This window comes from Mesorhizobium sp. CA13, from assembly GCF_020165235.1.
Classification (GTDB): domain Bacteria; phylum Pseudomonadota; class Alphaproteobacteria; order Rhizobiales; family Rhizobiaceae; genus Mesorhizobium.
Map to the genome: position 1 here is coordinate 64,022 of NZ_JAIUHS010000014.1, position 26,736 is coordinate 90,757.

The 26,736-nt window shown below is 63.9% G+C and carries 24 protein-coding genes; 14 read left to right on the forward strand and 10 right to left on the reverse strand.

The window, feature by feature from the left end; genetic code table 11:
• Positions 1-9 precede the first annotated feature (9 nt).
• Positions 10-1,215 carry a glycolate oxidase subunit GlcE gene (glcE, locus tag LB566_RS25405; protein ID WP_224628410.1) on the forward strand — a complete coding sequence of 402 codons (1,206 nt, stop codon included), beginning with the start codon at positions 10-12 and terminating at the stop codon, positions 1,213-1,215.
• 10 nt (positions 1,216-1,225) lie between these two features.
• On the forward strand, positions 1,226-2,551 hold the full coding sequence (gene glcF / locus LB566_RS25410) for a glycolate oxidase subunit GlcF (protein WP_224628412.1): 1,326 nt from the start codon (positions 1,226-1,228) through the stop codon (positions 2,549-2,551).
• 163 nt (positions 2,552-2,714) lie between these two features.
• On the opposite strand, the gene LB566_RS25415 is transcribed toward glcF, so the two are convergent.
• Positions 2,715-3,635, reverse strand: a complete 921-nt coding sequence (locus tag LB566_RS25415) for a bifunctional 5,10-methylenetetrahydrofolate dehydrogenase/5,10-methenyltetrahydrofolate cyclohydrolase (RefSeq protein WP_140552409.1) — start codon at positions 3,633-3,635, stop codon at positions 2,715-2,717.
• A gap of 252 nt (positions 3,636-3,887) precedes the next feature.
• Positions 3,888-4,631 (reverse strand): L,D-transpeptidase, encoded by a 744-nt coding sequence (locus tag LB566_RS25420; protein WP_140552410.1) that lies wholly within the window; start codon positions 4,629-4,631, stop codon positions 3,888-3,890.
• A 213-nt stretch (positions 4,632-4,844) separates the two neighbouring features.
• Here LB566_RS25420 and LB566_RS25425 point away from each other — a divergent pair, with 213 nt between their 5' ends.
• A complete protein-coding gene (locus LB566_RS25425) occupies positions 4,845-5,483 on the forward strand; it encodes a DNA-3-methyladenine glycosylase I (RefSeq protein WP_224628415.1) in 639 nt (212 codons plus the stop codon).
• A 2-nt stretch (positions 5,484-5,485) separates the two neighbouring features.
• Here LB566_RS25425 and LB566_RS25430 read toward each other — a convergent pair whose 3' ends face one another.
• Complete coding sequence (locus LB566_RS25430) at positions 5,486-5,737, reverse strand: hypothetical protein (protein ID WP_224628419.1); 252 nt, start codon at positions 5,735-5,737, stop codon at positions 5,486-5,488.
• Between the two features lie 248 nt (positions 5,738-5,985).
• On the opposite strand from LB566_RS25430, the gene hisS reads away from it, so the two are divergent.
• The 7 genes from hisS to LB566_RS25465 all read left to right on the forward strand — a co-directional run bounded on the left by hisS (position 5,986) and on the right by LB566_RS25465 (position 14,111).
• Positions 5,986-7,491 (forward strand): histidine--tRNA ligase, encoded by a 1,506-nt coding sequence (hisS, locus tag LB566_RS25435; protein WP_224628422.1) that lies wholly within the window; start codon positions 5,986-5,988, stop codon positions 7,489-7,491.
• Between the two features lie 175 nt (positions 7,492-7,666).
• Positions 7,667-8,788, forward strand: a complete 1,122-nt coding sequence (locus tag LB566_RS25440; protein WP_224628424.1) for an ATP phosphoribosyltransferase regulatory subunit — start codon at positions 7,667-7,669, stop codon at positions 8,786-8,788.
• Complete coding sequence (gene hisG, locus LB566_RS25445; protein WP_224628426.1) at positions 8,785-9,483, forward strand: ATP phosphoribosyltransferase; 699 nt, start codon at positions 8,785-8,787, stop codon at positions 9,481-9,483. The genes LB566_RS25440 and hisG overlap by 4 nt, the downstream gene beginning before the upstream one ends.
• A gap of 260 nt (positions 9,484-9,743) precedes the next feature.
• Positions 9,744-11,516, forward strand: coding sequence for an AMP-binding protein (locus LB566_RS25450; protein WP_224628427.1), 1,773 nt, complete (start codon positions 9,744-9,746; stop codon positions 11,514-11,516).
• A 385-nt stretch (positions 11,517-11,901) separates the two neighbouring features.
• Positions 11,902-12,573, forward strand: coding sequence for an amino acid ABC transporter permease (locus LB566_RS25455; RefSeq protein ID WP_224628428.1), 672 nt, complete (start codon positions 11,902-11,904; stop codon positions 12,571-12,573).
• 9 nt (positions 12,574-12,582) lie between these two features.
• Positions 12,583-13,233, forward strand: coding sequence for an amino acid ABC transporter permease (locus tag LB566_RS25460; protein WP_224628429.1), 651 nt, complete (start codon positions 12,583-12,585; stop codon positions 13,231-13,233).
• A 56-nt stretch (positions 13,234-13,289) separates the two neighbouring features.
• Positions 13,290-14,111 carry a transporter substrate-binding domain-containing protein gene (locus LB566_RS25465; protein WP_224628430.1) on the forward strand — a complete coding sequence of 274 codons (822 nt, stop codon included), beginning with the start codon at positions 13,290-13,292 and terminating at the stop codon, positions 14,109-14,111.
• 245 nt (positions 14,112-14,356) lie between these two features.
• On the opposite strand, the gene LB566_RS25470 is transcribed toward LB566_RS25465, so the two are convergent.
• Both LB566_RS25470 and LB566_RS25475 read right to left on the reverse strand, forming a co-directional pair.
• On the reverse strand, positions 14,357-15,175 hold the full coding sequence (locus LB566_RS25470) for an NmrA family NAD(P)-binding protein (RefSeq protein ID WP_411910511.1): 819 nt from the start codon (positions 15,173-15,175) through the stop codon (positions 14,357-14,359).
• Positions 15,176-15,274: 99 nt separating this feature from the next.
• Complete coding sequence (locus LB566_RS25475) at positions 15,275-15,697, reverse strand: DoxX family protein (RefSeq protein ID WP_224628432.1); 423 nt, start codon at positions 15,695-15,697, stop codon at positions 15,275-15,277.
• Between the two features lie 117 nt (positions 15,698-15,814).
• Between LB566_RS25475 and LB566_RS25480 the strand changes: the two genes are divergently transcribed.
• Positions 15,815-16,720, forward strand: coding sequence for a LysR family transcriptional regulator (locus tag LB566_RS25480; RefSeq protein WP_224628433.1), 906 nt, complete (start codon positions 15,815-15,817; stop codon positions 16,718-16,720).
• Positions 16,721-16,913: 193 nt separating this feature from the next.
• On the opposite strand, the gene LB566_RS25485 is transcribed toward LB566_RS25480, so the two are convergent.
• From LB566_RS25485 to LB566_RS25495, 3 genes are all read right to left on the reverse strand, one after another.
• Complete coding sequence (locus LB566_RS25485; RefSeq protein ID WP_224628445.1) at positions 16,914-17,831, reverse strand: NADP-dependent oxidoreductase; 918 nt, start codon at positions 17,829-17,831, stop codon at positions 16,914-16,916.
• Between the two features lie 120 nt (positions 17,832-17,951).
• A complete protein-coding gene (locus LB566_RS25490; RefSeq protein ID WP_224628446.1) occupies positions 17,952-18,653 on the reverse strand; it encodes a nitroreductase family protein in 702 nt (233 codons plus the stop codon).
• Positions 18,654-18,782: 129 nt separating this feature from the next.
• Positions 18,783-19,739 (reverse strand): AraC family transcriptional regulator, encoded by a 957-nt coding sequence (locus LB566_RS25495; protein ID WP_224628447.1) that lies wholly within the window; start codon positions 19,737-19,739, stop codon positions 18,783-18,785.
• A gap of 260 nt (positions 19,740-19,999) precedes the next feature.
• Here LB566_RS25495 and LB566_RS25500 point away from each other — a divergent pair, with 260 nt between their 5' ends.
• Positions 20,000-20,959, forward strand: a complete 960-nt coding sequence (locus LB566_RS25500) for a DMT family transporter (RefSeq protein ID WP_224628448.1) — start codon at positions 20,000-20,002, stop codon at positions 20,957-20,959.
• Between the two features lie 12 nt (positions 20,960-20,971).
• On the opposite strand, the gene LB566_RS25505 is transcribed toward LB566_RS25500, so the two are convergent.
• Entirely contained in the window at positions 20,972-22,408 is a 1,437-nt protein-coding gene (locus tag LB566_RS25505) for a PLP-dependent aminotransferase family protein (RefSeq protein WP_224628450.1), read from the reverse strand.
• A gap of 656 nt (positions 22,409-23,064) precedes the next feature.
• On the opposite strand from LB566_RS25505, the gene LB566_RS25510 reads away from it, so the two are divergent.
• Positions 23,065-24,288 carry an acetylserotonin O-methyltransferase gene (locus LB566_RS25510; RefSeq protein WP_224628451.1) on the forward strand — a complete coding sequence of 408 codons (1,224 nt, stop codon included), beginning with the start codon at positions 23,065-23,067 and terminating at the stop codon, positions 24,286-24,288.
• A 121-nt stretch (positions 24,289-24,409) separates the two neighbouring features.
• Entirely contained in the window at positions 24,410-24,937 is a 528-nt protein-coding gene (locus LB566_RS25515) for a c-type cytochrome (RefSeq protein WP_411910514.1), read from the forward strand.
• A 157-nt stretch (positions 24,938-25,094) separates the two neighbouring features.
• Here LB566_RS25515 and LB566_RS25520 read toward each other — a convergent pair whose 3' ends face one another.
• Positions 25,095-26,639, reverse strand: a complete 1,545-nt coding sequence (locus LB566_RS25520; protein WP_224628452.1) for an alpha/beta hydrolase — start codon at positions 26,637-26,639, stop codon at positions 25,095-25,097.
• Positions 26,640-26,736: the final 97 nt, after the last annotated feature.

Genomic DNA, 26,736 nt, shown 5'->3' on the forward strand with positions numbered 1-26,736 from the left:
GGCGCGAACATGACCACCTTCACTCCCACCACCCCTGCCGAAGTCCTCTCCACCGTCGCCTGGGCGGCGGCGGAAGGCTCGCCGCTCGAAATCCTCGGCCATGGTTCCAAGCGCGGCATCGGCCGTCCGCTGCAGACCGAGCACACGCTCGACCTGTCGAAGCTCGCCGGGGTGACGCTCTATGAACCGGCCGAACTGGTGCTGTCGGCAAAGGCCGGCACGCCGCTGGCCGAAATCGAGACGCTGCTGGCTCAAAACGGCCAGCAACTCGCTTTCGAGCCGATGGATTACGGCCCGCTGCTCGGCGGTGAGCCGGGCAAGGGCACGCTTGGTGGTGCGCTTGCAGCGAACCTCTCCGGCCCGCGCCGGCTGAAGGCGGGCGCGGCGCGCGACCATATCCTGGGCATCCACGTGGTTTCCGGGCGCGGCGAGGCCTTCAAATCCGGGGGCCGCGTGGTGAAGAACGTCACCGGTTACGATTTGTCCAAGCTGATGGCCAACAGTTGGGGCACGCTGGCCGTGTTCACCGACGTCACCTTCAAGGTGCTGCCGTCGGCCGAGACCGAGGTTACGCTCGCCGTCCGCGGCCTGCTCGACGATGCGGCCGCCGCGGCCATGGCCCTGGCGCTCGGCTCCAGTGCGGAAGTATCGAGCGCTGCGCACCTGCCGGAGCGGATTGCCGCACGGGTTGCCGCAGGCGTGCTCGGCAATGATGCGGCCACGCTGCTGCGGGTGGAAGGTTTTGGCCCCTCCGTCGCCTATCGCATCGCCGCGCTGAAGGCGTTGCTCGGAGATGCCGGACCGCTGGAGGAGATTTCCAGCGAAGCGTCGGCTGCCCTGTGGCGTGACGTGCGCGATTGCAGGCCTTTCGCGGACAACAGCGACAAACCGGTCTGGCGCGTATCGATGGCGCCGGCCCAGGCGCACCAGATGGTTCTGACGCTGCGCATGCAGGCGGCCGTCAGCGCCTTCTATGACTGGCAGGGCGGACTGGTATGGCTGCGCATGGAGGAGGGTGACCCGGAAGCGGCGCTGCTGCGCGGACTCCTGAGAAAGCATGGCGGCGGCCATGCGACGCTGGTGCGCGCCGCACCTTCGCATCGCGCCGCCTTGCCGGTGTTCGAGCCGCAGGCTCCCTCACTGGCAGCGCTCAGCCAGCGGCTGAAGCAGGAATTCGACCCCAAGAACATTCTCAATCCCGGCCGCATGGCCTAGGACATCAGAGATGCAGACCAATTTCTCGCCCGCACAGCTTGCCGACCCGCATGTTGCCGAGTCGGAAAAGATCCTGCGCAAATGCGTGCATTGCGGTTTCTGCACCGCCACCTGCCCGACCTATGTGACGCTAGGCAACGAGCTCGATTCACCGCGCGGGCGCATCTACCTGATCAAGGACATGCTGGAAAATGGCCGCCCGGCCGACAAGGAGATCGTCACCCATATCGATCGCTGCCTGTCGTGCCTGGCCTGCATGACCACCTGCCCGTCCGGCGTCAACTACATGCATCTGGTCGACCATGCCCGCGCCCACATCCAGCAGACCTATAGGCGGCCGCTGCTCGATCGCCTGACCCGCGCCATGCTGGCCTTCGTCCTGCCCTATCCCCGGCGTTTTCGCGCGGCGCTCAAATTGGCGAAACTGGGCAAGCCGTTCATCGGCCTGTTCGAGAAGATCCCGGCATTGAAGCCGCTTGGCGCAATGCTCAAGCTCGCGCCGGAATCGATCCCGGGACCATCGCCTATGACTTCGCCGGGCACCCATACCGGGCAGGGGGCGAAGAGGGGGCGCGTCGCCATCCTCACCGGTTGCGCGCAATCGGTGCTCGATCCCGCCATCAACGACACGACCATTTCGCTGCTGACGCGGCTTGGCGTCGAGGTCGTGGTGCCGCCGGGCGAGGGCTGTTGCGGCGCGCTCGTCCATCACATGGGCCGCGAGCACACCGCCCTTGCTTCGGCAAGGCAAAATGTCGATGCCTGGACCCGCGCCATCGAACAAGGCGGGATCGATGCCATCATCATCACCGCGTCGGGCTGCGGCACGACCATCAAGGACTACGGTTTCATGCTGCGGCTCGATCCGGCCTACGCCGAAAGGGCTGCACGTGTCTCCGCGCTGGCCAAGGACATCACCGAATACCTGGTCGCCATCGACCTGCCCGAACCGGTGCGCAAGCCGGGCACGGTCGTCGCCTATCATTCGGCCTGCTCGATGCAGCACGGCCAGAAGATCACCCGACAGCCTAGGGAATTGCTGGCCAAAGCCGGTTTCGTCGTGCGCGAGCCGCGCGAAGGGCATTTGTGCTGCGGCTCGGCCGGCACCTACAACATTCTGCAGCCGGATATTTCGGCCAGGCTGCGCGACCGCAAGGTGAAAAACATCGAGGCGACAGGCGCTTCGGTCGTCGCCACCGGCAATATCGGCTGCATAACGCAGATCGCGTCCGCCGCGAAGCTGCCGGTGGTGCATACGATCAAGCTGCTCGACTGGGCCTATGGCGGGCCGAGGCCGGAAGGTGTCGCGGAATCCGGCCTCGTTGCCGCGGAGTGATAAGACGGTCGTAGGCGCCGCCCCTCATCCGGCCGCTTCGCGGCCACCTTCTCCCCAGCTGGGGAGAAGAGGTTGGCGCAGGCGTGGGAAATCTCCTCTCCCCTCGGGGAGAGGTCAGCCGAGCGAAGCGGAGGCTGGGTGAGGGGGCTGGCGCCCCCCTGCGTTATTCCGCTGCCAGCCTGTCGATCGTGCCGTAGGTCGCCTCGTAGAGCGCGCGCTGGCGGCTGAGCGCCACCATCGTGTTGCGGAGCAGGATCGCAACGGTGATCGGGCCGACACCGCCCGGCACCGGCGTGATCCAGGAGGCAACGTCCTTCACGCTGTCGGTGTCGACGTCGCCGACGATACGGGTGGAACCGTCCGGCAGCGTCTCGGAATTGATGCCGATATCGATGACGGCCGCACCGGGCTTTACCATGTCGGCCTTGATCAGGCGCGGCTTGCCGACAGCGACGAACAGCGCATCGGCGCGGCGCGCGTGCGCGGCGACCGAGCGCGTCATGTGATGGCAGACCGTGACCGTCGCGCCCTCGCTCATCAAGAGGAAGGCGATCGGCTTGCCGACGATCTCGGAGTGGCCGACGATCACCACCTCCAGGCCCTTGAGGTCGAGGCCGGTTTCCTTGAGCAGTTCGACCGAGGCGGCCGCCGTGCAGGGCGCCAGATCGAGCTGGTTGTAGACGATGTTGCCGATCGAGGCCGGATGCATGCCTTCGACGTCCTTCAGCGGATGCACCGCCGCCTGCAACGTCCTGATCGGGATATGTGCCGGCACCGGCCGCTGGATGATGATGCCGGTAACGCGCGGATCGGCGTTCAGGCCGTGGATCGCCGCTTCCAGTTCGCCCGCGGTAATCGTGGCGGGAAAGCGCCGTTCTTCGAAATCGATACCCGCCAGCTCCGCCTTGGCGCGCTGGTTGCGTACGTAGACATCCACCGCCGCCGTATCGCCGACGGTGATCGACACCAGCTTGGGCGGGAACCCTTCGGCCCTTGCGATCGCCGCATCCTCGCGTACGGCGGCGATGATGCGCCGGGCAACCGGGCCGCCCTTGAGATAGCGGCTGTCGTCGGACAGTGACATGATCGGACTCTTCTGACCTGGGCGTTGCCTTGCCATAGCAAAAGAACAGCGGCAATGGCAGCACGAATGCGAACCGTCATGCCTTTTGCGCGACGTGCGGGCGCGGCAGTGCTTCGCCCGAAACGGAAAGGGCAGCACGGTTTCCCGTGCCGCCCTTTCTGACCGGCCGCATCCCCATACGGCCCGTCCCCCGTTATTTCTTCCGATCCCGGGAAGCGCCGCGCTTCCGGATCGGGTGATTCGCAGCAACTATTATATCACCTCGACAGTGGTTCCGACATTGACCCGTTCGTAAAGGTCGACGACATCCTCGTTGCGCATGCGGATGCAGCCCGACGACACGGCGCCGCCGATCGTCCAGGGCTGGTTGGTGCCGTGGATGCGATATTCCGTACTGCCGAGATAGAGCGCGCGCGCGCCGAGCGGGTTCTCCATGCCGCCGGCCAGGTAGGTCGGCAGGTAGCGTCCCTTGGCGGCCTCGCGCTTGATCATTGCAGCCGGCGGGCGCCAGTCCGGCCACTCGCGCTTGTTGGTGATCTTGTGCGTGCCCGACCATTCGAAGCCCGGCTTCCCGGTGCCGACGCCATAGCGCCGCGCCTTGCCGTTCTTCTCGACCAGATAGAGGAAGTTCTCGCGGGTATCGATGACGATGGTGCCCGGCTTCTGCGTGCCGTCATAGGCGACTTCCTGCGGCAGGTAGATCGGGTTGATCTGGGGGCGCATTACCATGCGCTTGGCCGGTGCCTGCACGGCCGCCGTCTGCACGCGGTCGGGCCGCGCCGGCTGCGCATAACGCGGGCGCGGCTGCTGCGTGACCTGCCGGTTCTGCCGCACGATGCCCGGCGCATGGCCAAGCTGCAGCACCCAGGGGGCGGAAAGGTCGGGGCTCACCATCACCGGCGGTCTGTCGGCATAGCGGTCTCCGGCCGTGGAAGGTGTGACGCCGGCAGCAAACGCAGCCACGGCGCCGAGCACGGGAAACAAGACTCTCTTCATCGGGAACGCACCTTGATCGTCTGACAAACCGGGTGGAAACGGCCTCCCGGTTCAGCGATCATTGGCGCGGGAACAGCAACCGAAACATGAATCGGAATGTGTAAAATGCGGAATTGTCAGTAAACCTTTCGGTGTGGTTACCGCCGCGTTCAGGAATCTGGTAAAGCCAAGGTAAAGCAGCGCAACCAGCGCGTTAACGAATGGATTCTCGCCATGGACAATGAAAAAACCGGCCTTCTCGCCGGACCGGACGGTGTCGCGCGCTGCTTCTGGCACGGCAATCTACCAGACTATCTGCATTACCACGACCATGAATGGGGCCGCCCGGTGGCGGACGACCGCCGGCTGTTCGAGAAGATCTGTCTCGAAGGGTTCCAGTCGGGCCTGTCCTGGCTGACCATCCTGCGCAAGCGGGAGAATTTTCGCGCCGCTTTCGCCGGCTTCGATTTCGACAAGGTCGCCGCCTTCACCGAGAAGGATGTCGAGCGCCTCCTTGGCGATGCCGGCATCATTCGCCATCGCGGCAAGATCGTCTCGACCATCAACAACGCCAAACGCGCCCGCGAAATGGTCGACGAATTTGGCTCGCTGGCTGCCTGGTTCTGGAAGTTCGAACCCGGCAAGGAGGAACGGCCGCAGGTCGTCGACCTCGCCCATCTGCGCGCCAATCCGACCACGGCGGTCTCGATCCGCATTTCCAAGGACCTGAAGAAGCTCGGCTGGACCTTCGTCGGCCCGACCACGGTCTACGCCTTCATGCAGGCGATGGGTCTGGTCAACGATCATCTCGAGGGATGTGTGTGCCGCAAGCAGGTCGAGAAGGAGCGGAAGGCTTTTAAACGGCCGAGATAGCCTCAGCTGCCATTGGCACTTCCCAGGAACAGGCCGGCGACGATCGCGACCACGGTGGCGACCGTCGGATAGATCACCAGCAGGCCGGTCACCAATGCATCGCGCATGGAAGGCCCCTTGCCGGTATCGGCGGAAACCTCGAACGGTCCGGCCGGCTGGCCGATCATCCTGGGAGCATGGCCACCCGCCGCGCGCAGGCGTGCCGGCATGTCGCCCGCATCCCTGTTGTCCTGAAATTCCACCGCGCTGATCATGTCCCGACCCCTTCATTGCGGTGCGCTGTATCGGCCTCGATTATGTCGGCACGATGCCGCGCCGATGGCGGGATTGTTTCATTTTCGGTGCGTTTTTGTTTCGGCGAACGCCCGCGTGCCTCCTCGTATGCGTAGAGACAGCGCCTGCCGCCGGCCTTGCCCGGTAGGACCTGTTCGGTTAGGACACGCCCGTTGCGAAAATCGCAACGCTGTGAGTTTTCAGCAACACAAAACACCGGGCGAATCCCATGGCCGACAAATCGGAAAAGACGAAAGCGCGGCTGCCGCGCGGTTTTGCCGACCGCAGCGCCGAGGACATCCGCGCCGTCGAGAAGATGATGGCGACGATCCGCTCGGTCTACGAACTCTACGGTTTCGAACCCGCCGACCAGCCGCTGATCGAATACACCGATGCGCTCGGAAAATTCCTGCCCGACCAGGACAGGCCGAACGAGGGTGTGTTCTCCTTCCAGGACGACGACGACCAGTGGCTGTCGCTGCGCTACGACCTGACCGCGCCGACGGCGCGTTTCGTCGCCGAGAATTTCGAGCGCTTGCCAAAACCCTATCGCAGCTATCGTTCCGGCTGGGTGTTCCGCAACGAGAAGCCTGGTCCCGGCCGCTTCCGCCAGTTCATGCAGTTCGACGCCGACACGATCGGCACGCCGGGCGTCGCGGCCGACGCCGAGATGGCGATGATGATGGCCGATGTCATGGAGGCGCTCGGCATCAAGCGCGGCGACTACGTCATCCGCGTCAACAACCGCAAGGTGCTGGACGGCGTGCTCGAGGCGATCGGCCTCGGCGGCGAAGAAAATGCCGGCCGCCGGCTTACCGTGCTGCGCGCCATCGACAAGCTGGACAAGCTCGGGCCGGAAGGCGTCCGATTACTGCTTGGCCCGGGGCGCTGGGACGGCGGCAAGGAAGGCGAGGGCGACTTCGCCAAGGGCGCCGGGCTGGATGATGCGCAAGCCGAGGCGGTTCTTCTGGCGACCGCACGCAATGCGCAGGCCGGCCAGGATGCCAGCGTCAGTGCGAACGCCGTCTACCAGGAGGGCGTTGGCGAGCTCGCGACCATCGAGGCCCTGGTCAGGGCGGCGGGATACGGCGAAGATCGCGTCGCCATGGACCGCTCCGTTGTGCGCGGCCTCGAATACTACACCGGTCCGGTCTTCGAGGCCGAGCTCCTGGCCGAGATCCCCAACGAGGATGGCCAGATCGTGCGCTTCGGTTCGGTCGGCGGCGGCGGCCGCTATGACGGGCTGGTGTCGCGCTTCCGCGGCGAGCCGGTGCCGGCGACCGGCTTTTCGATCGGCGTCTCCAGGCTGATGACGGCGCTGAAGAACCTCGGCAAGCTCGACAGCGCCGACGTGATCGCGCCGGTCGTCGTGCTGGTCATGGACAAGGACACCGAAAGCCTCGGCCGTTACCAGAAGATGGTGGGCGAGCTCCGCGCCGCAGGCATCCGCTCCGAAATGTATCTCGGCGGCGCCGGCATGAAGGCGCAGCTCAAATATGCCGACCGCCGCGGCTGCCCGGTGGCGGTCATCCAGGGCGGCGACGAGCGCGCCAAGGGCGAATTGCAGATCAAGGACCTGATCGAAGGCGCGCGGCTGTCGGCCGAGATCACGGATAACGCCGAATGGCGCGCCGCCCGCCCGGCGCAGGTCACGGTGCCGGAAGGCGAGCTGGTTGCGCAGGTGAAGAAGATACTGGCGGCGCAGGCCTCCGATCATGCGAAGGATGGCGCTTGAGCGCCCCCCTCTGGCCTGCCGGCCATCTCCCCCTCAAGGGGGGAGATTGGACGTCGTTTGGGCTTTCGCCAATCTCCAGCGTTGAAGAGGCGCCAAGCCTCAAGCTGCCGATCTCCCCCCTTGAGGGGGAGATGTCCGGCAGGACAGAGGGGGGGGCCTCGCGCCCAACCTATCAATGACCTCCCGCTATCCCGCCATCTCCGCCGACATCGCCAACCTCTTCGCCGCCCGCGACACGCACGCCGTCGAGGTCGCCGTGCTGCAGCCGGCTGATCCCTTCCTCGACATGGCGGGCGAGGATTTGCGCCGCCGCATTTTCCTGACCGAGAGCGAGACCGGGCAGACGCTCTGCCTGCGGCCGGAATTCACCATTCCCGTTTGCCTCGACCATATCGCCAGCCAGGCCGGTACGCCGCGCCGTTACTCCTATCTGGGCGAGGTGTTCCGCCAGCGCCGCGAAGGCGGCAACGAGTTCTTCCAGGCCGGCATCGAGGATCTCGGCGACCGCGACACGGCTGCGGCCGATGCCCGTTCGGTGGCCGATGCGCATGCGCTGCTGTCCCTGGCGCTGCCGGACCAGAAGCTGGCGATCACGCTCGGCGACCAGGCCGTCTTCGAGGCGGTGCTGGCGGCTCTCGGCCTGCCGCGCGGCTGGCGCATGCGGCTCGCCCGCGCCTTCGGCTCGGCGCCGATGCTGGAGGCAGCCCTTGCCGATCTCGCCAACCCGCCGCGCAACAGCCAGCTCTCCGGCCCGGTCGCGGCACTCGTGCTCGACGGTGACCTGGACGGTCTCTCCGCGCATATAGCCGGCGGCATGGAAGAGGCCGGCCTGTCGGCTTCGGCTGGACGCGCGCCGGCCGATATCGCGCGGCGGCTGATCGAAAAGGCCGAGCTGCGCAGCGTGCGGCTGTCCGACGAAGCCTTCGCGGCGTTGAAGACCTTTCTGGCGATCGACGTGCCGCTCGACGCGGCGACACGGGCGCTGGAGAGCTTTGCCGCCGACGCGGGCCTATCGCTGGGTGCCGCGCTGGAAAAATTCGCGGCGCGCGCCAAGGCAATCGAGGCACATGGCTTGCCGGCGCAAGGAATCCGCTACGATGCCGCTTTCGGGCGCCCGCTCGATTACTACACCGGCGTGGTCTTCGAGATCGCGGCACAGGATGCCGACCGGCCGCTGGCCGGCGGCGGCCGCTACGACCGGCTGCTGACGCTGCTCGGCGCGAAGACGCCGATCCCCGGCGTCGGCTTCTCGGTCTGGCTCGACCGCATCGAGGCATTGCGGGAGCACGCGCGATGATCACGCTGGCGATCCCGTCCAAGGGCCGGTTGAAGGAGCAGGCGCTGGAGGTGCTGGCAAAAGCCGGCCTCGCCATCAGCCTGCCCGGTGACGAGCGCAAATATCACGCCCGCGTCGAAAGCATGGACAATGTCGAGGTCGTTTTCCTGTCCGCCTCCGAAATATCGGGCGAGATCGGGCAAGGGGCCGTCGATCTCGGCATCACCGGCGAGGACCTCGTGCGCGAGAACCTCGCCGACTGGGAGGCGCGCGCCGAAATCGTCGCCCGTCTCGGCTTCGGCCATGCCGATGTCGTGGTGGCCGTGCCCGACATCTGGCTCGATGTCGAGACCATGGCCGACCTCGATGATGTCGCCGCCGATTTCCGCCAGCGTCACGGAAGGCGGCTCAGGATCGCCACCAAATACTGGCGGCTGACCCAGCAATTCTTCTCGCAAAAGCACGGCATCCAGGTCTATCGCATCGTCGAGAGCCTGGGCGCCACCGAGGGCGCGCCGGCGGCCGGCCTTGCCGACGTCATCGTCGACATCACCACCACGGGCTCGACCCTGCGCGCCAACCATCTCAAGGTGCTGGCCGACGGCGTCGTGCTGCGGTCGCAGGCGTGCCTTGTCGCGTCGCGAAAGGTGCGTTCCACGGCCGACGAGGCGATCCTGCGCGACATAGCGGCGAGCATGGCCTCGGTGAAGGCATAGCCCGTCCAGCATGCCTCGGCGATCGTCGTGCCTGGCGGCGGACAAATTTTGTTCTTGCTTTGTGCCGGCAACTATGCTACAAATATCGGTATGGTGATGATTTGCGCCACCCGCCCGTCGAGGCGGGTTTTTCGTTTCTGCGCCATTCTCACGACCCTGGAAGGCGGCGCGGCCCGCCTTCCGAAGCCCGCCCTACCTTCGGCGGGATTTCCACCGTCCCGGCAGGCTGATAGGCTCGGATGTTCTGGGAGGAGAGAGCGATGCCGGTCAATCTCGACGAGCTGAAGAACGCCACCAATCTGCGCGGACGCGGCGCGTACGCCGGCAGCGTCTTTGTCGCGCCCGTCGACGGCAAGGCGCATGTCTCCGGTGAGCGCGCCGTGCCGCTGCTCGACAAGACCATCCCCGCGCTGTTCTCCGACACGGCCGTCAAATACGCCACGCTCGATGCCGCCGTCTTCGTCGGCCAGGACAAGCGCTTCACCTGGAGCGAGCTGTCCGACACGGTGGATGCGCTGGCCGCCGGCTTCCTGGCGCTGGGCCTCGAAAAGGGCGATCGCGTCGGCATCTGGTCGCCCAACCGCTGGGAATGGCTGGTGACGCAATTCGCCACCGCCCGCATCGGCCTCATCCTGGTCAACATCAACCCGGCCTACCGGCTCACCGAGCTGGACTATGCGCTGAACAAGGTCGGCTGCAAGGCTCTGGTCACCGCGGCCAGCTTCAAGAGCTCGGATTATCTCGGCATGATCGAGACGCTGGCGCCGGAGATCGCGAAGGCGACACCCGGCGAGCTCAAGGCGCAGAAGCTGCCGGCGCTCAGGATCGTCATCCGCATGGGCGAGGAGAACTCGCCAGGCATGTTCAACTTCGCCGATGTGCTGGCCATGGCGGGGCGCGACGAGCATGACAGCCTCGACCGCATCTCCGAAGGGCTGAAGCCGGACGATGCCATCAACATCCAGTTCACCAGTGGCACCACGGGCGCGCCCAAGGGCGCGACGCTGACCCACAACAACATCGTCAACAACGGCAATTTCGTCACCTCGGCGATCAAGTTGACGGTGGACGACCGGCTTTGCATTCCCGTGCCGCTCTACCATTGCTTCGGCATGTCGATGGGCACGATGGGCTGCGTCACCAAGGGCGCGACCATGGTCTTTCCCGGCGAGGGCTTCGATGCCGGCGCGACATTGAACGCCGTGGCGCAGGAGCGCTGCACCGGTCTCTACGGCGTGCCGACCATGTTCGTCGGCCTGCTCGACCATCCCGATTTCGCCGCCTTCGACCTGTCCAGCCTGCGCACCGGCATCATGGCCGGCTCGCCATGCCCGATCGAGGTGATGAAGAAGGTGGTGTCGCTGATGCATATGTCCGAAGTGACCATCGCCTACGGAATGACCGAGACCAGCCCGGTCTCGTTCCAGAGCAGCGTCGACGATCCCCTGGAAAAACGCGTCTCGACCGTCGGGCGCGTTCATCCCCATGTCGAGGTCAAGGCCATCGATGCCGATGGCGCAACCGTCGCGGTCGGTGCGCCGGGCGAGCTCTGCACGCGCGGCTATTCCGTGATGAAGGGCTATTGGGACGACGACGACAAGACCCGCGAGGCGATCGATGCCGACGGCTGGATGCATACGGGCGACCTCGCCACGATCGACGCCGAGGGCTATTGCAACATCGTCGGCCGGGTCAAGGACATGGTCATCCGCGGCGGCGAGAACGTCTATCCGCGCGAGGTCGAGGAGTTCCTCTACCGCCATCCCAAGGTGAGGGAAGTGCAGGTGTTCGGCATTCCCGACGCCAAATATGGCGAGGAGCTCTGCGCCTGGATTGTGCTCAAGCCCGGCCAGATCGCCACCGAGCAGGAGATCAAGGCCTTCTGCGCCGGCCAGATCGCGCATTACAAGGTTCCGCGTCACATCCGCTTCCGCACGGAACTGCCGATGACGGTGACCGGCAAGCCGCAGAAATTCCTGATGCGCCAGGCGATGGTGGAGGAACTGGGGCTGGTGACGCAGAAGACCGCGTGAGGGCGTTTCCGCGCGCCGGATTGGGCTGCGCGGTTGCCAAGACAATTGTGAAATGTCGCGTTTGGGGCGGAGAGTGGTCAGTCGGGCTTCAGGATGCATGAGCCAGAAAGCTGACATTCCGCCGGCGACCCATTGCGGGCACGCAATTTGACTTACACGGACACAATGCCCCAAATCCATGACGAGATGGACGTCCATATGGATGGATCGGGACCTCAATGGCAGCTTATGAGATTTTCGACGTAGATATCAGTGATCCGGTCGATACCAAGAATTCATGACGGGCGTGAAGTCTGCTTGGAATTAGCTGGAGCCGAATCTCTGGCGCAAGGTCGAGCACGACTATGTGTAATGTGCGAAATTAACTTGTACATGGATATATACGATGAGCTATGAGTTTGATTTCGCGGACGTCTTTGCCGCATGGCCCGAGCTAGCACAAGGCGCGCTCAATACTCTTGTCATGTCCGGCCTTGCAATGGCCATGGGCATGGTCGTTGCGGTTGCCGGCGCGCTCGGCAAGACCTCCGGCCCAAAGCCGTTACGTATCGTCATAGATGTCTATATCGAGTTGATCCGGAACACACCGTTCCTCATCCAGATTTTCATGATCTTCTTCGGCCTGCCGTCGCTCGGCATTCGCTTATCTTCCAATACGGCTGCGGTGATAGCGCTGGTCGTCAATGTCGGCGCCTACGGCATCGAGATCATCCGCGCCGGCATCGAAAGTATCGGCAAGGGACAGATCGAGGCAGGCCGGGCGCTCGGCCTGAAGCCGCTCCAGATTTTCCGCCTCATCGTACTCAAACCCGCGATCCAGGCGATCTATCCTTCGCTCACCAGTCAGTTCATCCTGCTCCTACTGAATTCCAGCGTCTGTTCGGCTATTGCCGCTACCGAATTGACGGCCGCCGCCGGCGACATTCAGTCGCGGACTTTCCGCTCGTTCGAGGTGTATTTCGTCATCACCTGTATGTACTTCGTCATGTCCCTGTTCTTCTGGGGCGTGTTTGGCGCAATCGAGAGAGCCCTGCTGCGCAAGCCGGCGCGGCAATAGGAGGCGACCGTGCGCGAACTTAGCTCCGGCGACATTCTCTATATTATCGGCGCTGTCCGCTGGACGCTGCTTCTGTCGATCATCGCTTTTATAGGCGGTTCCATCGGCGGCGTGCTTGTCGCACTCGCGCGTACCGGCGAGTTCCCGTGGCTGCGAATGCTCGTCTCTGGCTACATCAAGGTCTTTCAGGGCACACCGCTTCTGATGCAGCTTTTCCTCGCCTTCTTCGCGCCCGGCATCTTCGGTATCTCCGTCGATCCCTGGACGGCGGCGGCGCTTGGCCTGTCGCTCCACGCCAGCGCCTTCTTAGGCGAAATATGGCGGGGCGCCATCGAGGTCGTCCCGGGGGGCCAATCTGAAGCCGCGACGGCTCTGGGGCTGCGTTACTGGCCGAAAATGATGCTGGTCATCGCACCGCAGGCTGTACGGATCGCCATTCCTCCAACTGTCGGCTTTTTGGTACAGCTCATCAAAGGGACTTCGCTTGCTTCCATCATCGGTTTCGTCGAACTGACGCGCGCTGCGCAGGTAGTGAACAATGCAACCTTTCATCCATTCACGATTTTCGGGCTTGTGGCACTGGCCTATTTTGTCGTTTGCTGGCCGCTGTCGGCCTACAGCAGACGCATGGAGCGTAAGCTTGGCGTCACCGGACGCTGAAAACGGCAAACGCGGATCGCAGAGCAGTCGAAACTAACATCCTGGGAGAAATGTGTATGACGATCTTGAACTCGATCACGCGACGCGGTTTCGCCACGCTCTTTGCCGCCGGCATAACCACAGCGTTTCTGAGCACTGGCACGGCTAGCGCCGCAACTCCCGACGAAATCAAGCAAGCCGGCACCCTCCGAGTTGGCGTTCTAGTCGACTATCCGCCGTTTGGCGGCACCGATGCCAACCAGCAGCCTGCGGGCTACGACGCCGACGTCGCAGCGCTTCTGGCGAAATCGCTCGGCGTGAAACTAGAGCTTGTTCCCGTCACTGGCCCCAACCGCATTCCCTATCTTTTGACCAATAAGATCGACGTGCTGATCGCTACCTTCGGCATCACAGCCGAGCGAGCTAAGCAGGTGCTGTTTTCCAATCCCTATTCCGCGCTGACGATCTATGTGCTTGCCCCGAAAAGTCTGACGGTTAAAGGTCCGGAAGATCTCAAATCCGTCAGCATCGGCGTCGCGCGCGCATCGACGCAGGATACAGCTATTACGGCGATGGCCCCGCAGGGGACAGAAATCAAGCGCTTCGACGACGACGCCACTGCACTGCAGGCGCTCATTTCCGGACAAGTGCAGGCGCTCGGCGCTTCCAACACCATCCTGGCGCAACTCACCAAAGACTATCCGAAAATGGAGATCGAGCCGAAGATTACGCTGAAGTCCCAGGCGAACGGCATGGCATTCAGCAAGTCCAATACGGCGCTGCAGGAATACGCGAACACATTTATTGCCGAGATCGAAAAGAATGGCGAGCTGTCTAAAATCAACGAACGCTGGTTCGGCGCTCCCCTTGGCGAGTTGCCGCCGATGCCCAAACTCTAGTCAACGTGATCGGCACGATCTGAATCACGGACGGGCATCTGGCGTTTTCTCCTGTTCGTCATCAAGAGCGCGTGGACCGTGAATACTGGGACACGCGTCACGTACGCGCCACCGCATGCATGCAGCAGGAAACAGAAACGAAATCCTCCCGGAGATACGAAAAGACGGGAGTGCTTCACGTTACTTTGAATTGTTGAGACTTCCCGCGCCGCGTCTGACGCGGGAAGTCTCCGTCTCTCCCGGACTTACGCCTTGGCGGCGTTCTGTGCAGCCTCGAATACATCGCGTGCGGACGTGGTACCCGCTACGTGCTCCGTTCCCTCGACGCCGAGGTCCATCCACCCTGCATTCACGGCTTCGAACATTTCTTCGGCAGGTCCGGAGTGGCCTTTCGGGATGCCGAATTGCTCGAAGGCTTCCGACCACCCCGCACGCGGGATCGCAAAGGCTTTCACGTCGCGATTCAGGACTTCGCCCAACTGCCCCGCGACGTCATCCGCGGTGACCATGGAACCAAGCTCGACGAAGCGCCGCCCCGACCACGCCGGTCCGGTCAAAAGGGTTGCGGCCGCCGCGCCTATGTCGTTCGTTGCGACCATGGTCGATTTCCGGTTTGTCGGATTGTAGTAGACCGGTAGCGTTCCGCCCTGCGCAACCTGCAAGCCGTAGAGGAAGTTTTCGAAGAAACCGCCGGCGCGCACAAATGCGACTGGCGATTTCAGGTCGCGAAACCCTTGCTCCAGAAGCGACAGGGCTGCGATCACCCCGTGCCCGCTGGTTCGGTTCGCACCCATCGACGAAAGCGCAACCACTCGCGGCGGCGCTGCCTTGGTGAGCGCCTCGACATAGTTTGCAATCACGCCCTTTGCTTCCTTGTAATCGGGCGACGGCGCCCAGACAGGGGGCAACATGACGAACGCGCCTTCGACGCCTTTGAGCGCTCGCTCGATGGCTGCCGGATCATTCCAATCGCCGTCAACCAGCTCCACGCCCTGGTTCGCCCAGTTAACCGCCTTCTCGCGGTCGCGGACCAGCGCGCGCACCTTCTTGCCTTGCGCCAGCAAATGCCTTGCCGTCGCGCCGCCAACTTTTCCCGTGATTCCCGTTACTAGAAACATGTGTTTTCTCCTGATGTCGAGGGACGGGGCGCTACCCCGGTTGGTTCAATGGATGAGCGGTAGAATGGCCCGGACTCGGGGATCGCGCAGATAGAGGCCGCCCCATGTCAGCGCTCCCAGAAGCAGCGAAATGATCTCCGGCGGCGACCCCAACTCACCGATGCGGACATGGGCGCAGATGGCACCGCCCAAAAAGCCCGTCACCAGGATCGCGCCGAGTACGGCGGTGGCCGGAATGGCGTAAAGGATGGCGCAGGCGAGGATGATTGGACCCACGACACGGGTCAGGTCCATCGCGAACCCGGTTTCCTGCAACGTGCTCGCGATCTGTGCCGGCGCGAAAAGCTGAATGGCGCCGTCTGCCACCAGGACGATGACGACAAACGCGCTCATGATCCGGCCGGCCCACAGGGCGCGATGCAAGGTCATGGTTTCGGCTGTCTCACGTGGGTTCATGGTTTCGGACACTTGTCGTTCTCCGATGGGGAGATCCCATATCCGAAACTTACTGTGCCTCCTGAGTGTGATAAACACCGAGGAAATGAACCAACTGTTCTATTTTTATAAAACAATACGAGGCACGAAATGCAGAATCTCGAACCCGTCCTCATTTTCATAACGGTAGCGGAAATGGGGAGCTTCACCCGCGCGGCCGATAGCCTGGGTATCCAGAAGGGGAGGGCCTCGACGGCGGTCCGGAAACTGGAAGAAGATGTCGGTGTCAGGCTCCTGCACCGGACGACGCGCAGCGTGCGGTTGACGGAGGACGGGCGCGCATTTCATGCCCGTGCCCGCGATCTGCTTGCTGAAGTCGATGATCTGCACTCGATGTTCGCAGGCGATCGCGTCGCGCTTCGCGGGCGTTTACGGGTCGATCTTCCGACCGAAGTGGCGCGCACGACGATCGTCCCGGCCTTGCCGGATTTCATGGCGGCTCACCCCGAGTTGGAGCTGGAGGTGTCGAGTACCGATCGGCAAGTCGATCTGGTTCAAGAGGGGTTTGACTGCGTGTTGCGGCTTGGTCCCATCGGGGACGAGACGCTGATTGCCCGCCCGTTGGGCCTGTTGCGCGTGGTCAACGCCGCCAGTCCCGCCTATTTGGCGCGCTATGGCATCCCTCGATCGCTGGACGATCTCCGGCGCCAGGAACATCGGACAGTTCATTTTTCGACGATGCTCGGCGCGAGGCCCCATGGATGGGAATATCCGGACGGCGACAGCTACGCGACGCTTCACTTGCCAGGCGCGCTACACGTCAACAGCGCGCAGACCTACGATGCTGCTGCCGTTGCCGGCCTTGGCCTGATTCAGGCGCCACTCCTGGGGATTGGCCAATATTTGAAGAGTGGAGCGCTGGTGGAGATCATGCCCAATTTGCGTCGCCGGGCGATCCCCGTGTCCTTCGTCGTCGCGCATCGCAGCAATCTGTCGCGCCGAGTCCGCGCATTCATGAAATGGATCGAAGATGTGCTGACGCCGTATCTGGAATAGCGAGACGAACATCTTCGTCCGGCCTCGAAATCACCATTCCGAGTGTGTCTGCCAGTCGGCGGTCGGCGGCCCAACAGAATGCGACACCTAAGCCGGCGAACCAGACATCAGGTCTCGCCGCTCGCAACCTATCCGGGGCCGCCCGTCTAGACGAAATCGGGGAGAGAGGAACCGTCCTCTCTCCCCCAAATCCTCACGGGCGAACGCGGATGACCGTTTTCCCCGCGCGTCGCTCGGTCGAGTTGAAGGCGGCGATCGCCTCGTCGATGGTCGCGACTTTGCCGATGTTCGTCCGCAGCCGTCCGTCCCGCACCCGCTGGACGATCTCGCTTAGCTGGGCACGATCGGACTCGACGACGAAGTCGACCGCCAGGCCATCCACGGGCCGCGCGTCGGTCGGTCCGACGACGGTCACCAGCGTACCTCCGGCTCGGATCAGCGCCGCGGACCGTTTCTGGATGTCACCGCCAATGACATCGAACACCAGATCGATGCCGCGCACGTCTTCCAGGGCGTCGTTCTCGAGGTCGACGAATTCATTCGCGCCGAAATCGAGCGCCTTCTGACGGTCGGCAGAGCGTCCGGTACCGATGACGTAGGCGCCGGCCTCTCGTGCGAGCTGCGTCACCATCGACCCGACGGCGCCGGCCGCACCATGCGCAAGGACGCTCTGCCCCGCCTGAAGGCGGCCATGCTGAAACAGTCCCTGCCACGCGGTCAGGCCCGAGATCGGCAGGCTCGCGCCCACCGTGAACTCGACGTCGCCCGGCAATGGCGCGAGGTTGCGAGCCTCGATGGCTATATACTCGGCAAGGGTGCCGTCGCGATGCCAGTCCGCGATGCCGAACACCCGCTGACCGATTGAAAGCCCCGTGGTGCCGTAGCCGAGCGCAGTGACCACACCGGCCAGCTCATGGCCGAGGATCGACGGCGTCCGGTCGCGGAAGGCTCGATCGGCCCAAGTCGAGGGCCACTCCAGTTCGGTGTTGACGAATCCCGCCGCATGAACCTGTACGACGACATCGTTTATCGCCGCCTGTGGCTCGGGCCGCTCCACCAGCTTCATCCCGGCCGTTCCTGCGGCCTGGTCCGTCACTACGATCGCTTTCATGGGAATTGTCTCCTCAGACATTTGTTGGTTCGGGGTAATTTACCGGCGTGGAAGGACTTTTCGATCTCTCACGCAGTTCTTGCCGTTGTAGCCTCCGTAAGATCTTGACTTGGCTGGCGATTATGCAAAGTCCAGCACATCGGCCACCGGCATGCGCGGCTTCTGCGGCCAGTTGCCGGCTCGCTCCAGCCCTACGGTCAGCAGCATGACCGGCACTTCGTCTTCGGCCAGGCCGAACTCGCGGTGCACCGCCTCGGCGTCGAAACCGATCATCGGCGTCGAACCCAGGCCCAGCGAACGGGCCGCGTAGATGATCGCCGCGGTGCCGAAGGTCGCCGAGCGCACGGCTTCGTCGCGCTGGCGCTGCGGCTGATCGTCATACAGACCGCGAGCGGGGATCTCCCATTCCGGCACCAACTGCGCCGGCATGATACCGGCTTCCACCACGGGCGCCAGACGGTCGGGGACCGTGCTGGCATCGGCCAGCCTGCCGATGATGATGAAAGCCACGGCCGCGTCGGTGATCGCGGGCTGGTTCCAGGCGATCGGACGCAGCCGCGCCTTGGCTTCTGCCGAGCGTACGGCAATGAAGCGCCAGTTCTGCAGGTGGAAGGAGGTTGGCGCGGACGTGCCGATACGCACCAGGTCGCGGATCTGGTCGTCGCTCAGGGTGGCAGCAGGGTCGTAGTACTTGGCGGCACTGCGGCTCAGGATCGTTTCGATGACGGCATTCGTCGCGAATGCGTTTTCGCTCTTCCCGGTCTCCCCGAGGCTTTCGGCGGCTACGCGGGTTGCGGGTCCGGTGGTGGCGAGGCAGTTCATTGGATGGCTCCCTTATCAAGTGATTGCGGAGCCTAATTTACGAGGAGGAGTGATTATTTCGAGACTGAATTGGCTCAATCTAATGCGTGAAAGGATCAAACTGTGCCTTCCCGATTCCAGGCCGCGGTCTTATTCGCCCTTGTGCGCCAGCCGCCGCCACTCCCCCGGCGTCATTCCCATCCTTTCGGCAAAGACACGCCGGAATGCCGAAACGGATTGATACCCGACGGTCTCGGCCACGGCCTCGGTGCTGATCCCCGGCTTCTTCAATTCGTTGGCGGCCAGGCTCATGCGCAGATCGGTCAACAAATCGAGGGCAGAGCAACCCAGCTTGTCCTGAAACTGGCGCATGAATGTAGCGCGCGACATCCCGCACAAATCGGCCAGATCGGGCAGTTTCCAGGGCCGTGCCGCATCGGCGAACATCGCGGAAATGGCTGGAGCAAGTCGTGGATTGCCGGCCAGGGCCAACAAGCCTTCGGGGGCTTTCCCGGATTGGCTCGCCGCGCGCAGCACCAGTGTGAACAGGGCCGAAGAAAGCGCGTTGAGAATGGCGCGTCCTCCGGCTCTGTCACCGACGGACTCCAGTCGCATCAGCCTCACCAGACCGGCCAGTTGGCTGGAGGCGGAGCCGATGCCGTTTTCTTCATCGCCGTCCATGGACCGCGCCACCAGATCCGCAGGCAGGTAGTTGCGGACCAGCCGATCATGGGGCGGCGCGATAAAAAATCGCCCGCACAGCAGATCCAGTTGCTCGCCCCGGCCATCGTTCTCGCTCAGCATCCATCCGGCAGCCCCCCGGCGTTGCTGGGTAGGGATTGGTGTTTGCCCGCTGCCGTCGTGCAGTACATGCGCCGCGCCGTGAGGCAGCAGCACAATATCTCCGCTCACCAGCTCCCTTGCTGCTCTCGTCTCCGGATCCTCCAAAATGGCCCGGCCCTTGACTATGACGTGGTAGGGAATTTCGTTGGCGGCAGCCTTGCTCCAGGCAACGCGCCACGGCGCACCGTAGGCGCAGCGGACCTCGAGCTGGCCGGTGACGGTGATGATTTGCAAGAGATGGCTGAGCCAGTCCGCTTCAGACATTGGACCTCGAGAACCGGAGATAGTGAAGCATCTTATCGCAATTGTGCACTGGTTCTATCTGTCGCTCACATTTCCAACCTGGCTTCGACCGCGTCTGGATCGGGAGCGAGCCACCGAGCGCCCCACGATCGGAACAGAGGCCTGTATCAGACGCCGCGATCGAGCGCAGATGCCTTTCGCCTTTCAAAACGGATGCACGACCCAACCGCGCAGGCTATATTGTCCCATCGGGCCGACGTCATCGAAGGGGAGGGCATGACATGCAGGCAATGCCGATAGCGCATCACGCTGCGCAACCCGAGCTCGGGCCCATATCCTCCTTGGCCAGCTATCCCGCCGCCGTCCTGTGCTGGCTGCTTTCGGCCGGTGTCTATATCGCGGCCAAATGGGTGGCGCCTGAAATGCCGCCCTGGGGCCTGTGCTTCTGGCGGCTGACGCTTGCTTGCGCCATCCTGCTGCCGATCGTGCACCGTCATCACGACGCGATGATCGGGCTGTTGCGAACGCGCGCCGTGGAGGTCGTCGCCGTCGGGGCGATCGGCCTCACCCTGTGCCAGGGCATGATCTATCATGGCCTCAACGACACCGACGCCACCACCGCCGGCATCATCATGGCGCTGTCGCCTGTGATGACGATGGTGCTCGCCCGTTTCGTGCTTGGCGAGCCGCTCGGGCTGTGGAAGTCGCTTGGCGCGCTGGTTGCGCTCGCCGGAAAGATCTTCATCGTTGCCCACGGGAACCTGACGGCGCTGCTGCAACTCAAGTTCAACGCCGGCGAGCTCTGGATCGTCGGCAGTGCGTTCTGCTGGGGCCTGTACACCGTACTTTTGCGGCGTGCCAAATTCGGCATCGAACTCCTGCCGATGGTCGTGCTGCTGCTCGGCGCCGGTGCGCTGGTCGCCTTGCCGTTCCATGTCTGGGAATTGTTCAACGACGAACGCTCCGCCATGGACGTCCATAGCATACTCGCGCTCGCCTATCTGGCCGGTCCGGGCGGCGCCTTGATGTACTATCTCTACAACAAAAGCGTGGAAACGCTCGGCGCGAGCCGAGCGAGCATGCTGCTCTACCTGCAGACGGTGTTCGTCGCCATGCTTGCCTATCTGCTGCTCGGCGAGGGCTTGCACGATTACGATCTGGTCGGCGCGGCCTTCATCGTCGCCGGTATCGTCCTCGCCACCGTGGTCAAACCCAGGCCAGCCCAGCCACGCGTGGCGTAGACAAATTGAAGGTCAGGGCGATTCACCGTCGAAACAGGCGCGCAGCAAATGCACCCCTTCTTCGATGCGGGGCGTCGGAATGGCGCCATACCCCAGCATGATCCCGGCCCGCGGGATGGCGTTCACGGCGAACCGTGACAGAATCTGGACGGCGACGCCGCGATCGGCTGCGCGGCGGGCGACCTCGGCGATCCGGTCCGCCGACATTTTCCGGGCAAGGGCGGTGAGATGGAGCCCCGTTGTCGATGGGATGAGCTCGAGATGCTCGGCAAAATCATTGGCGATGGCGTTCGCGATGATCTGGTGCCGTTCCCGATAGATTGCGTTCACCCGACGGATGTGACGCGCAAAAGCGCCCTCATCGATGAAACGCGCGAGCGCTGCTTGCGCCGGGGTCGACGAATGCCAGTCGCTGACGAATTTCGCTTTGTGCACGGCCGCTCGCAGCGATGGCGGCGTCAATATGAAGCCCAGCCGAAGCGTCGGCAGCATTGTCTTCGAGAAGGAGCCGACGTAGATGACCCGGCCTTTTGCGTCGAGCGTCTGCAACGGCTCGAGGGGACGGCCCCCGAAACGGAACTCGCTGTCGTAGTCGTCTTCGATGATGGCCGCGTTATTTCGCTCGGCCCAGGCCAGCAGCGCCTGTCGGCGCGGCAGCGTCATCGTTACCGAAAGCGGAAATTGATGAGACGGCGTGACATACACGGCTCGGATTCCGCGCGGTAGCGCATCAACGACCAGCCCCTGGCGATCCACCGGTACACCGACCACACGAATACCCAAGGCCTTGAACAAATGCCTCGGAGGGCCGTAGCCCGGATCCTCGATGGCAATTGCATCGCCCGGTGCCAGCAGGACGCGTGCCAGGACATCCAGTGCCTGCTGGGTGCCGTTTGTGACAATGATGTCGTCCGCAGCCGCCCCGATCCCTCGGGAGATGCCTATGTGCCTGGCGATTGCGACCCTGAGATCGTGATGTCCGGCGGGATGCTCGTAAGTGCCGGCGGTCGCTTCGCCCGAACGCAGCGCCCAAACCACCGACCGCCGCCATGCCCCGTGCGGAAACAGCGAAGCATCGCAAAACCCGGCGTGAAAGTCGAAACGAACCGGCTCGAATGCGGGTGGTGGGGCTATCGCCTCCCAGATCTGGCGTGGCTGGAGCACGCCGGTAGATCGGCGTCCGGTCTTTTCTCGCCCGGCCGGCATCACCAATTCGCCGATGAACGTCCCGGACCCCTGCCTGGATGTCACGAACCCTTCGGCGGCGAGCCGTTCATACGCCACTGTCACGGTGGCACGCGACACGGCAAGCGTCCGCGCCAGTTCGCGGCCGGGCGGCAGAGGATCGCCGGGCCGCAGCCGTCGATCCAGAACGGCGCGCCGTATCTGACGATAAATCTCGCCGCTGAGATTCTTGCGCCCGACCAGGCTTATGTGAAAGGCCGTCATTGTTCAGCAACGGAATTGGTCTGACGCAGGCACCGGAATTCGGCCTGCGGCCAGTCCTCCAGCGTCCTGCGCCGCCTTAGCGGCAGGACCTTGCAAGTGTCACTATGCCAACCGGAATTGGACTGGCCAAGAATCCCTGAATTGGCACTTCTATCGGTCCTCTAGCCTCCTTACCATTGCTTCGGCGGCAAGGGAAGAAGCGGATGGCCGGCAATGGGAGGCTGAAATGCCTCGAGCGGAAACTCGAATCCATAACCCGTCGAGGGTGCGACTACCTTGGTCTGTGCTGAAAACCACAGTCGCGGCCCTCAAGACCTGGCAATTATGCGTCTCAGGACGTCGGGCAATCGCGGATTTGCCCGCCGAACTGTTGAGGGACATCGGTCATGGCGAGGCCCCCGCGCCAGTGGTTGAAGTCAAGCCAGGTTTAGTCACGAACTTGATGTCGATGAGGTAACGCGTGATGCGGTTCCTGCCCGTTCATGGCGGATGGCACGGCGGCTGGTGCTGGGGAAGGGTGACGGCGCCCGAAGAGCGCGGACATCGGGTCCATGCCATCGGTCTGTCGGACCACGGAGCCGACCCGACACCGGCCGCCACGGCTGACCCTATTGCGCGCCATCGGCGCAGCCTTGCGAGCACAAGGCGGCCGTCGCATGCTGGTGGCCCCTTCGATCGGCGCCATTTTCGAAACCCGCGCCGTCACCGCGCGGCTCAAAAGCTTCGAACCACCCGTCAACATTTGGGAGAGTGCCATGCCCAACCATCAGCGCGCTGCTACGCGCATGACAACGCTTGCCCACCAGCCCGGTTCGATCCCGGGCGAGACAGGGCTGCGCGCGGCCGACCGATCGATCGTCACCACGCAAGAGCTTCCTCCCGCTGTCCCGCTAATGGCGCTTTCGACCGGTTTCTGGGCCTTCAAGACTCTGGCCGCCGCGCATGAGTTGGACCTCTTCAGCCGCCTCGCGAGCGGCGCCGGCATCACGGTTGCGGAGCTGGCGGAAGCGCTCGGCCTGCATCAACGCCCGGCAGAGATGCTGTTGACCGGCTGCGCTGCACTTGGGCTCCTGGAGAAAGCCGGCGGCCGCTATCGCAACACGCCCTTGAGCGAAACCTATCTCGTGAAGGGTAAGCCGTATTACTTCGGCGGCTTCGTGCAGATGGCCGACAAGCGGCTCTACGCGGGCTGGGGAAGGCTTGCAGAGGCGCTGCGCACGAACCGGCCAACCACATGGGATCCGGCAGTGCAATCCTCGATGTTCGAGGGCGCGGATCCTACGATGCTGGCGCTTTTCTGGGAGGCAATGCATTCGCTTTCCACGATGACCGCGCGCAAGCTCGGCGAAGCCGTGGATCTCGGTCAGTTCCGCCGCCTCCTGGACATCGGCGGCGGATCTGGCGCGTACGACATCGAGCTTTGCAAACAGTATGAGGCGTTGCGTGCGACCGTGTTTGACCTGCCGCATGTCGCCGCGATCGCCGCGGGCAAGATCGCCGAGGCCGGCTTGACCGACCGCATCGAGACCGCGGGCGGCAATTTCTTTGAACAGCTTCCCGGGGATCACGACGTGCATCTCCTGTCGATGATCATGCACGATTGGGACGAGGCGAAGAACCGCGCCCTGCTGCGCCGGTCCTTCGAGGCTTTGCCAAGCGGCGGCGCGGTCGTCATAAGCGAGCTTCTCGTCAATGATGAAAAGACCGGACCGGCGCCGGCCGCGCTGATGAGCCTCAACATGCTGATCGAGACGGAAGGACGAAACTACACCCCGGCCGAGTATTCGGAGTGGCTCGAGGAAGCCGGATTCAGGCACGTCGAGACGGTCTGGTTCGATGCTCCCGCCGCGAACGGCGCCGTGATCGGCCGCAAACCGTAAGGCGCAACGTGGAGCGGATCAGGTGCGCCGCAATCGGCTGGGGGAGCTGCGTAACGGCAGCCCCCGACGGGAGCACGACAAGGCCGTAGGAGAAGCCAAGAACAAACCAAGGGAGGAAATCATGTTTCCAGCGTCAATTCGTCTCGCATTGCTCACAGCCTCGGTCGTCGCCCTTCCATCATACGCCGCCATGGCCGACGACGCGCAGGTTGCGCGTGGCGAGTACCTGGTTACGATCGCCGGCTGCAACGACTGCCACACGCCCGGCTACTTCTTCGGCAAACCCGATATGTCGCGCTTTCTCGGCGGCTCGGATGTGGGCTTTGAGATACCTGGCGTCGGTGTCTTTCCCGGTCGAAACATCACGCCCGACAAGGAGACCGGCATCGGCAGCTGGACCCCGGAGCAGATCGTCGCTGCGATCCAGACCGGCCAGCGGCCGGACGGCCGCACCTTGGCGCCGATTATGCCCTGGCCTGCTTTTGCCCATCTCACAGCGGACGATGCCATGGCGATCGCGGCGTTCCTGCAAAGCGTGAAGCCGGTAAGCAACAAGGTCCCGGGCCCGTTCAAGCCTGGCGACATGGTGTCGACACCCATGATGCGGATCATACCGCCGGGCGGAACCGCTGCCGCTGCACCGAAATAGGCCGGAAACCGGCCTTCCACCGGACGTCATGTTCGACGCCGCCCGGCGTCGTCCCGGAGCATGGCCAAAATGGCATCCGCGCCGGCCTCGCTATTCGCGGCCAGTCCCACGGCCATTTCCACAGCGGAACTGACGGCGGCTGACGCCGCATCGCGCGTCAGCTGCTTCGTGCAAGCGCGCCGATGCTTTCGAGCAGCGGCTGTTGGTCGCCGACCCAAAACCAGTGGTCGTCACCGGCCAGCTCGATGAACCGCGCGCCCGGGATTCCGGCCGCCAGGAGCCGCCCCGCCTCGACGCGCACGGCGCGGTCGCCGGAGCGGTGCAGAACCATCGTGGGGGCCGAGACCTTTGCGAGCAGGGAACGGACATCGGTATCACGCAGCGCTTCGAGCAGGCCTGCGACCGCGCCGGGGCTGGAGGCTGCCCTGAGCAATCCCGCCCACCAGGTCTGAGCCTGGCGGTCTCCGGAGAGGCTCGGGGCGAACGTCTCGATTTCCGCCGGGCCGCCCCAGCCGGCGATCAGCCGCTGCTTCCACAGATCGTATTGCGCGGCGGTCAAGGCGAAGGGGTAGTCCGACGCGCGGCTGCCTTTCGCGAGCGAACCCCACAGGACAAGGCCGATAAGCCGATCGGGATGATCGATAGCAAAACGGACACAACCCGGCCCGCCCTCCGAGGCGCCGATGAGCAAGGCCCGGCGGCTGCCGGCCGCATCCATGACCGCCAAGATGTCCTGCGCAGTCGTTTCGACGGTGGGGCGCACGCCGACGCGGTCGGAAAGTCCCATGCCGCGCCGGTCGAACAGGATCAGGCGGCCCAGGCGCGAAACCGCTGATATCCAGGCGCGGCAGCGACTGTCTTCCCAGATACGCTCGACATGCGAAATGAAGCCGGGAACAAGCACGATGTCGGTCGGTCCGCTACCGACGGTCTGATAGGCGAGATGGATGCCGTCCACTTCGACGTAGCGCGTCCTGGGCACGTCCAAAGTGACATCTTGAGTTGGCTCCCGCACCAGGGCAAGCGTGGCCGGGTCCGGCGCTACGCCGAGTTCGTCTCGTAACAGCCGTACGCAGCTTTCGGCCTGGCGCTCGGCTGCCGCCCTGTTCCCGGCCGCCAGGTGCGCGCGGATCAGGTGACGGTGCGCGCTTTCGCTCAAGGGGTCGAGTGCCGCCAGGCGCGTTGCATGCACGACCGCGCTGCGTGGCTCGCCCCCGGCGATCTTCGCTTCGATGGTACGCTCCAGCGCCTGCACCAACCGGCTACGCAAGGCCTCGCGCCTGAAAAAGACCCATTCGTCGAATTCCGGACAGTCCGGGAGTGAGAACCCGCCGAGATAGTCGTCCTTATATATGTCGGACGCCTCGTCGAGAGGGCCGACATTGCAGGCATGCTCGAAAACCTTGGAGTCGAGCTCGACGGCAAGCGCCGGGTGCAGGCTGAGGGATGCCCCCGTGGCGGCGATGACCTCCGTGCCGAACGCGATGCGGATTTTATGCAATGTGCGCCGGAGGCGCGCTCGTGCGGCCTCTTCGTCGGTTTCGGGCCACAGAAGCGTGGCGGCGACCTCGCGGCCCACGGGACCACCGGCCTCGGCGATATAGATGAGAAGCGCGGCCGCCTTGCGCAAGGCGAGCTCCACCCGCTGCCCGTTCAGACGGAACTCCGGAAAACCCAGAAGTCGGAACTCCAATCGCTCCATCGACCTGTACGCGGCCGCCCCGGGATATTGAGAGGACGTTCAGGGGACGCCGGCCTTCTATCCATCCCCACGACGTCGGGCCGATCGGGCCCGATCA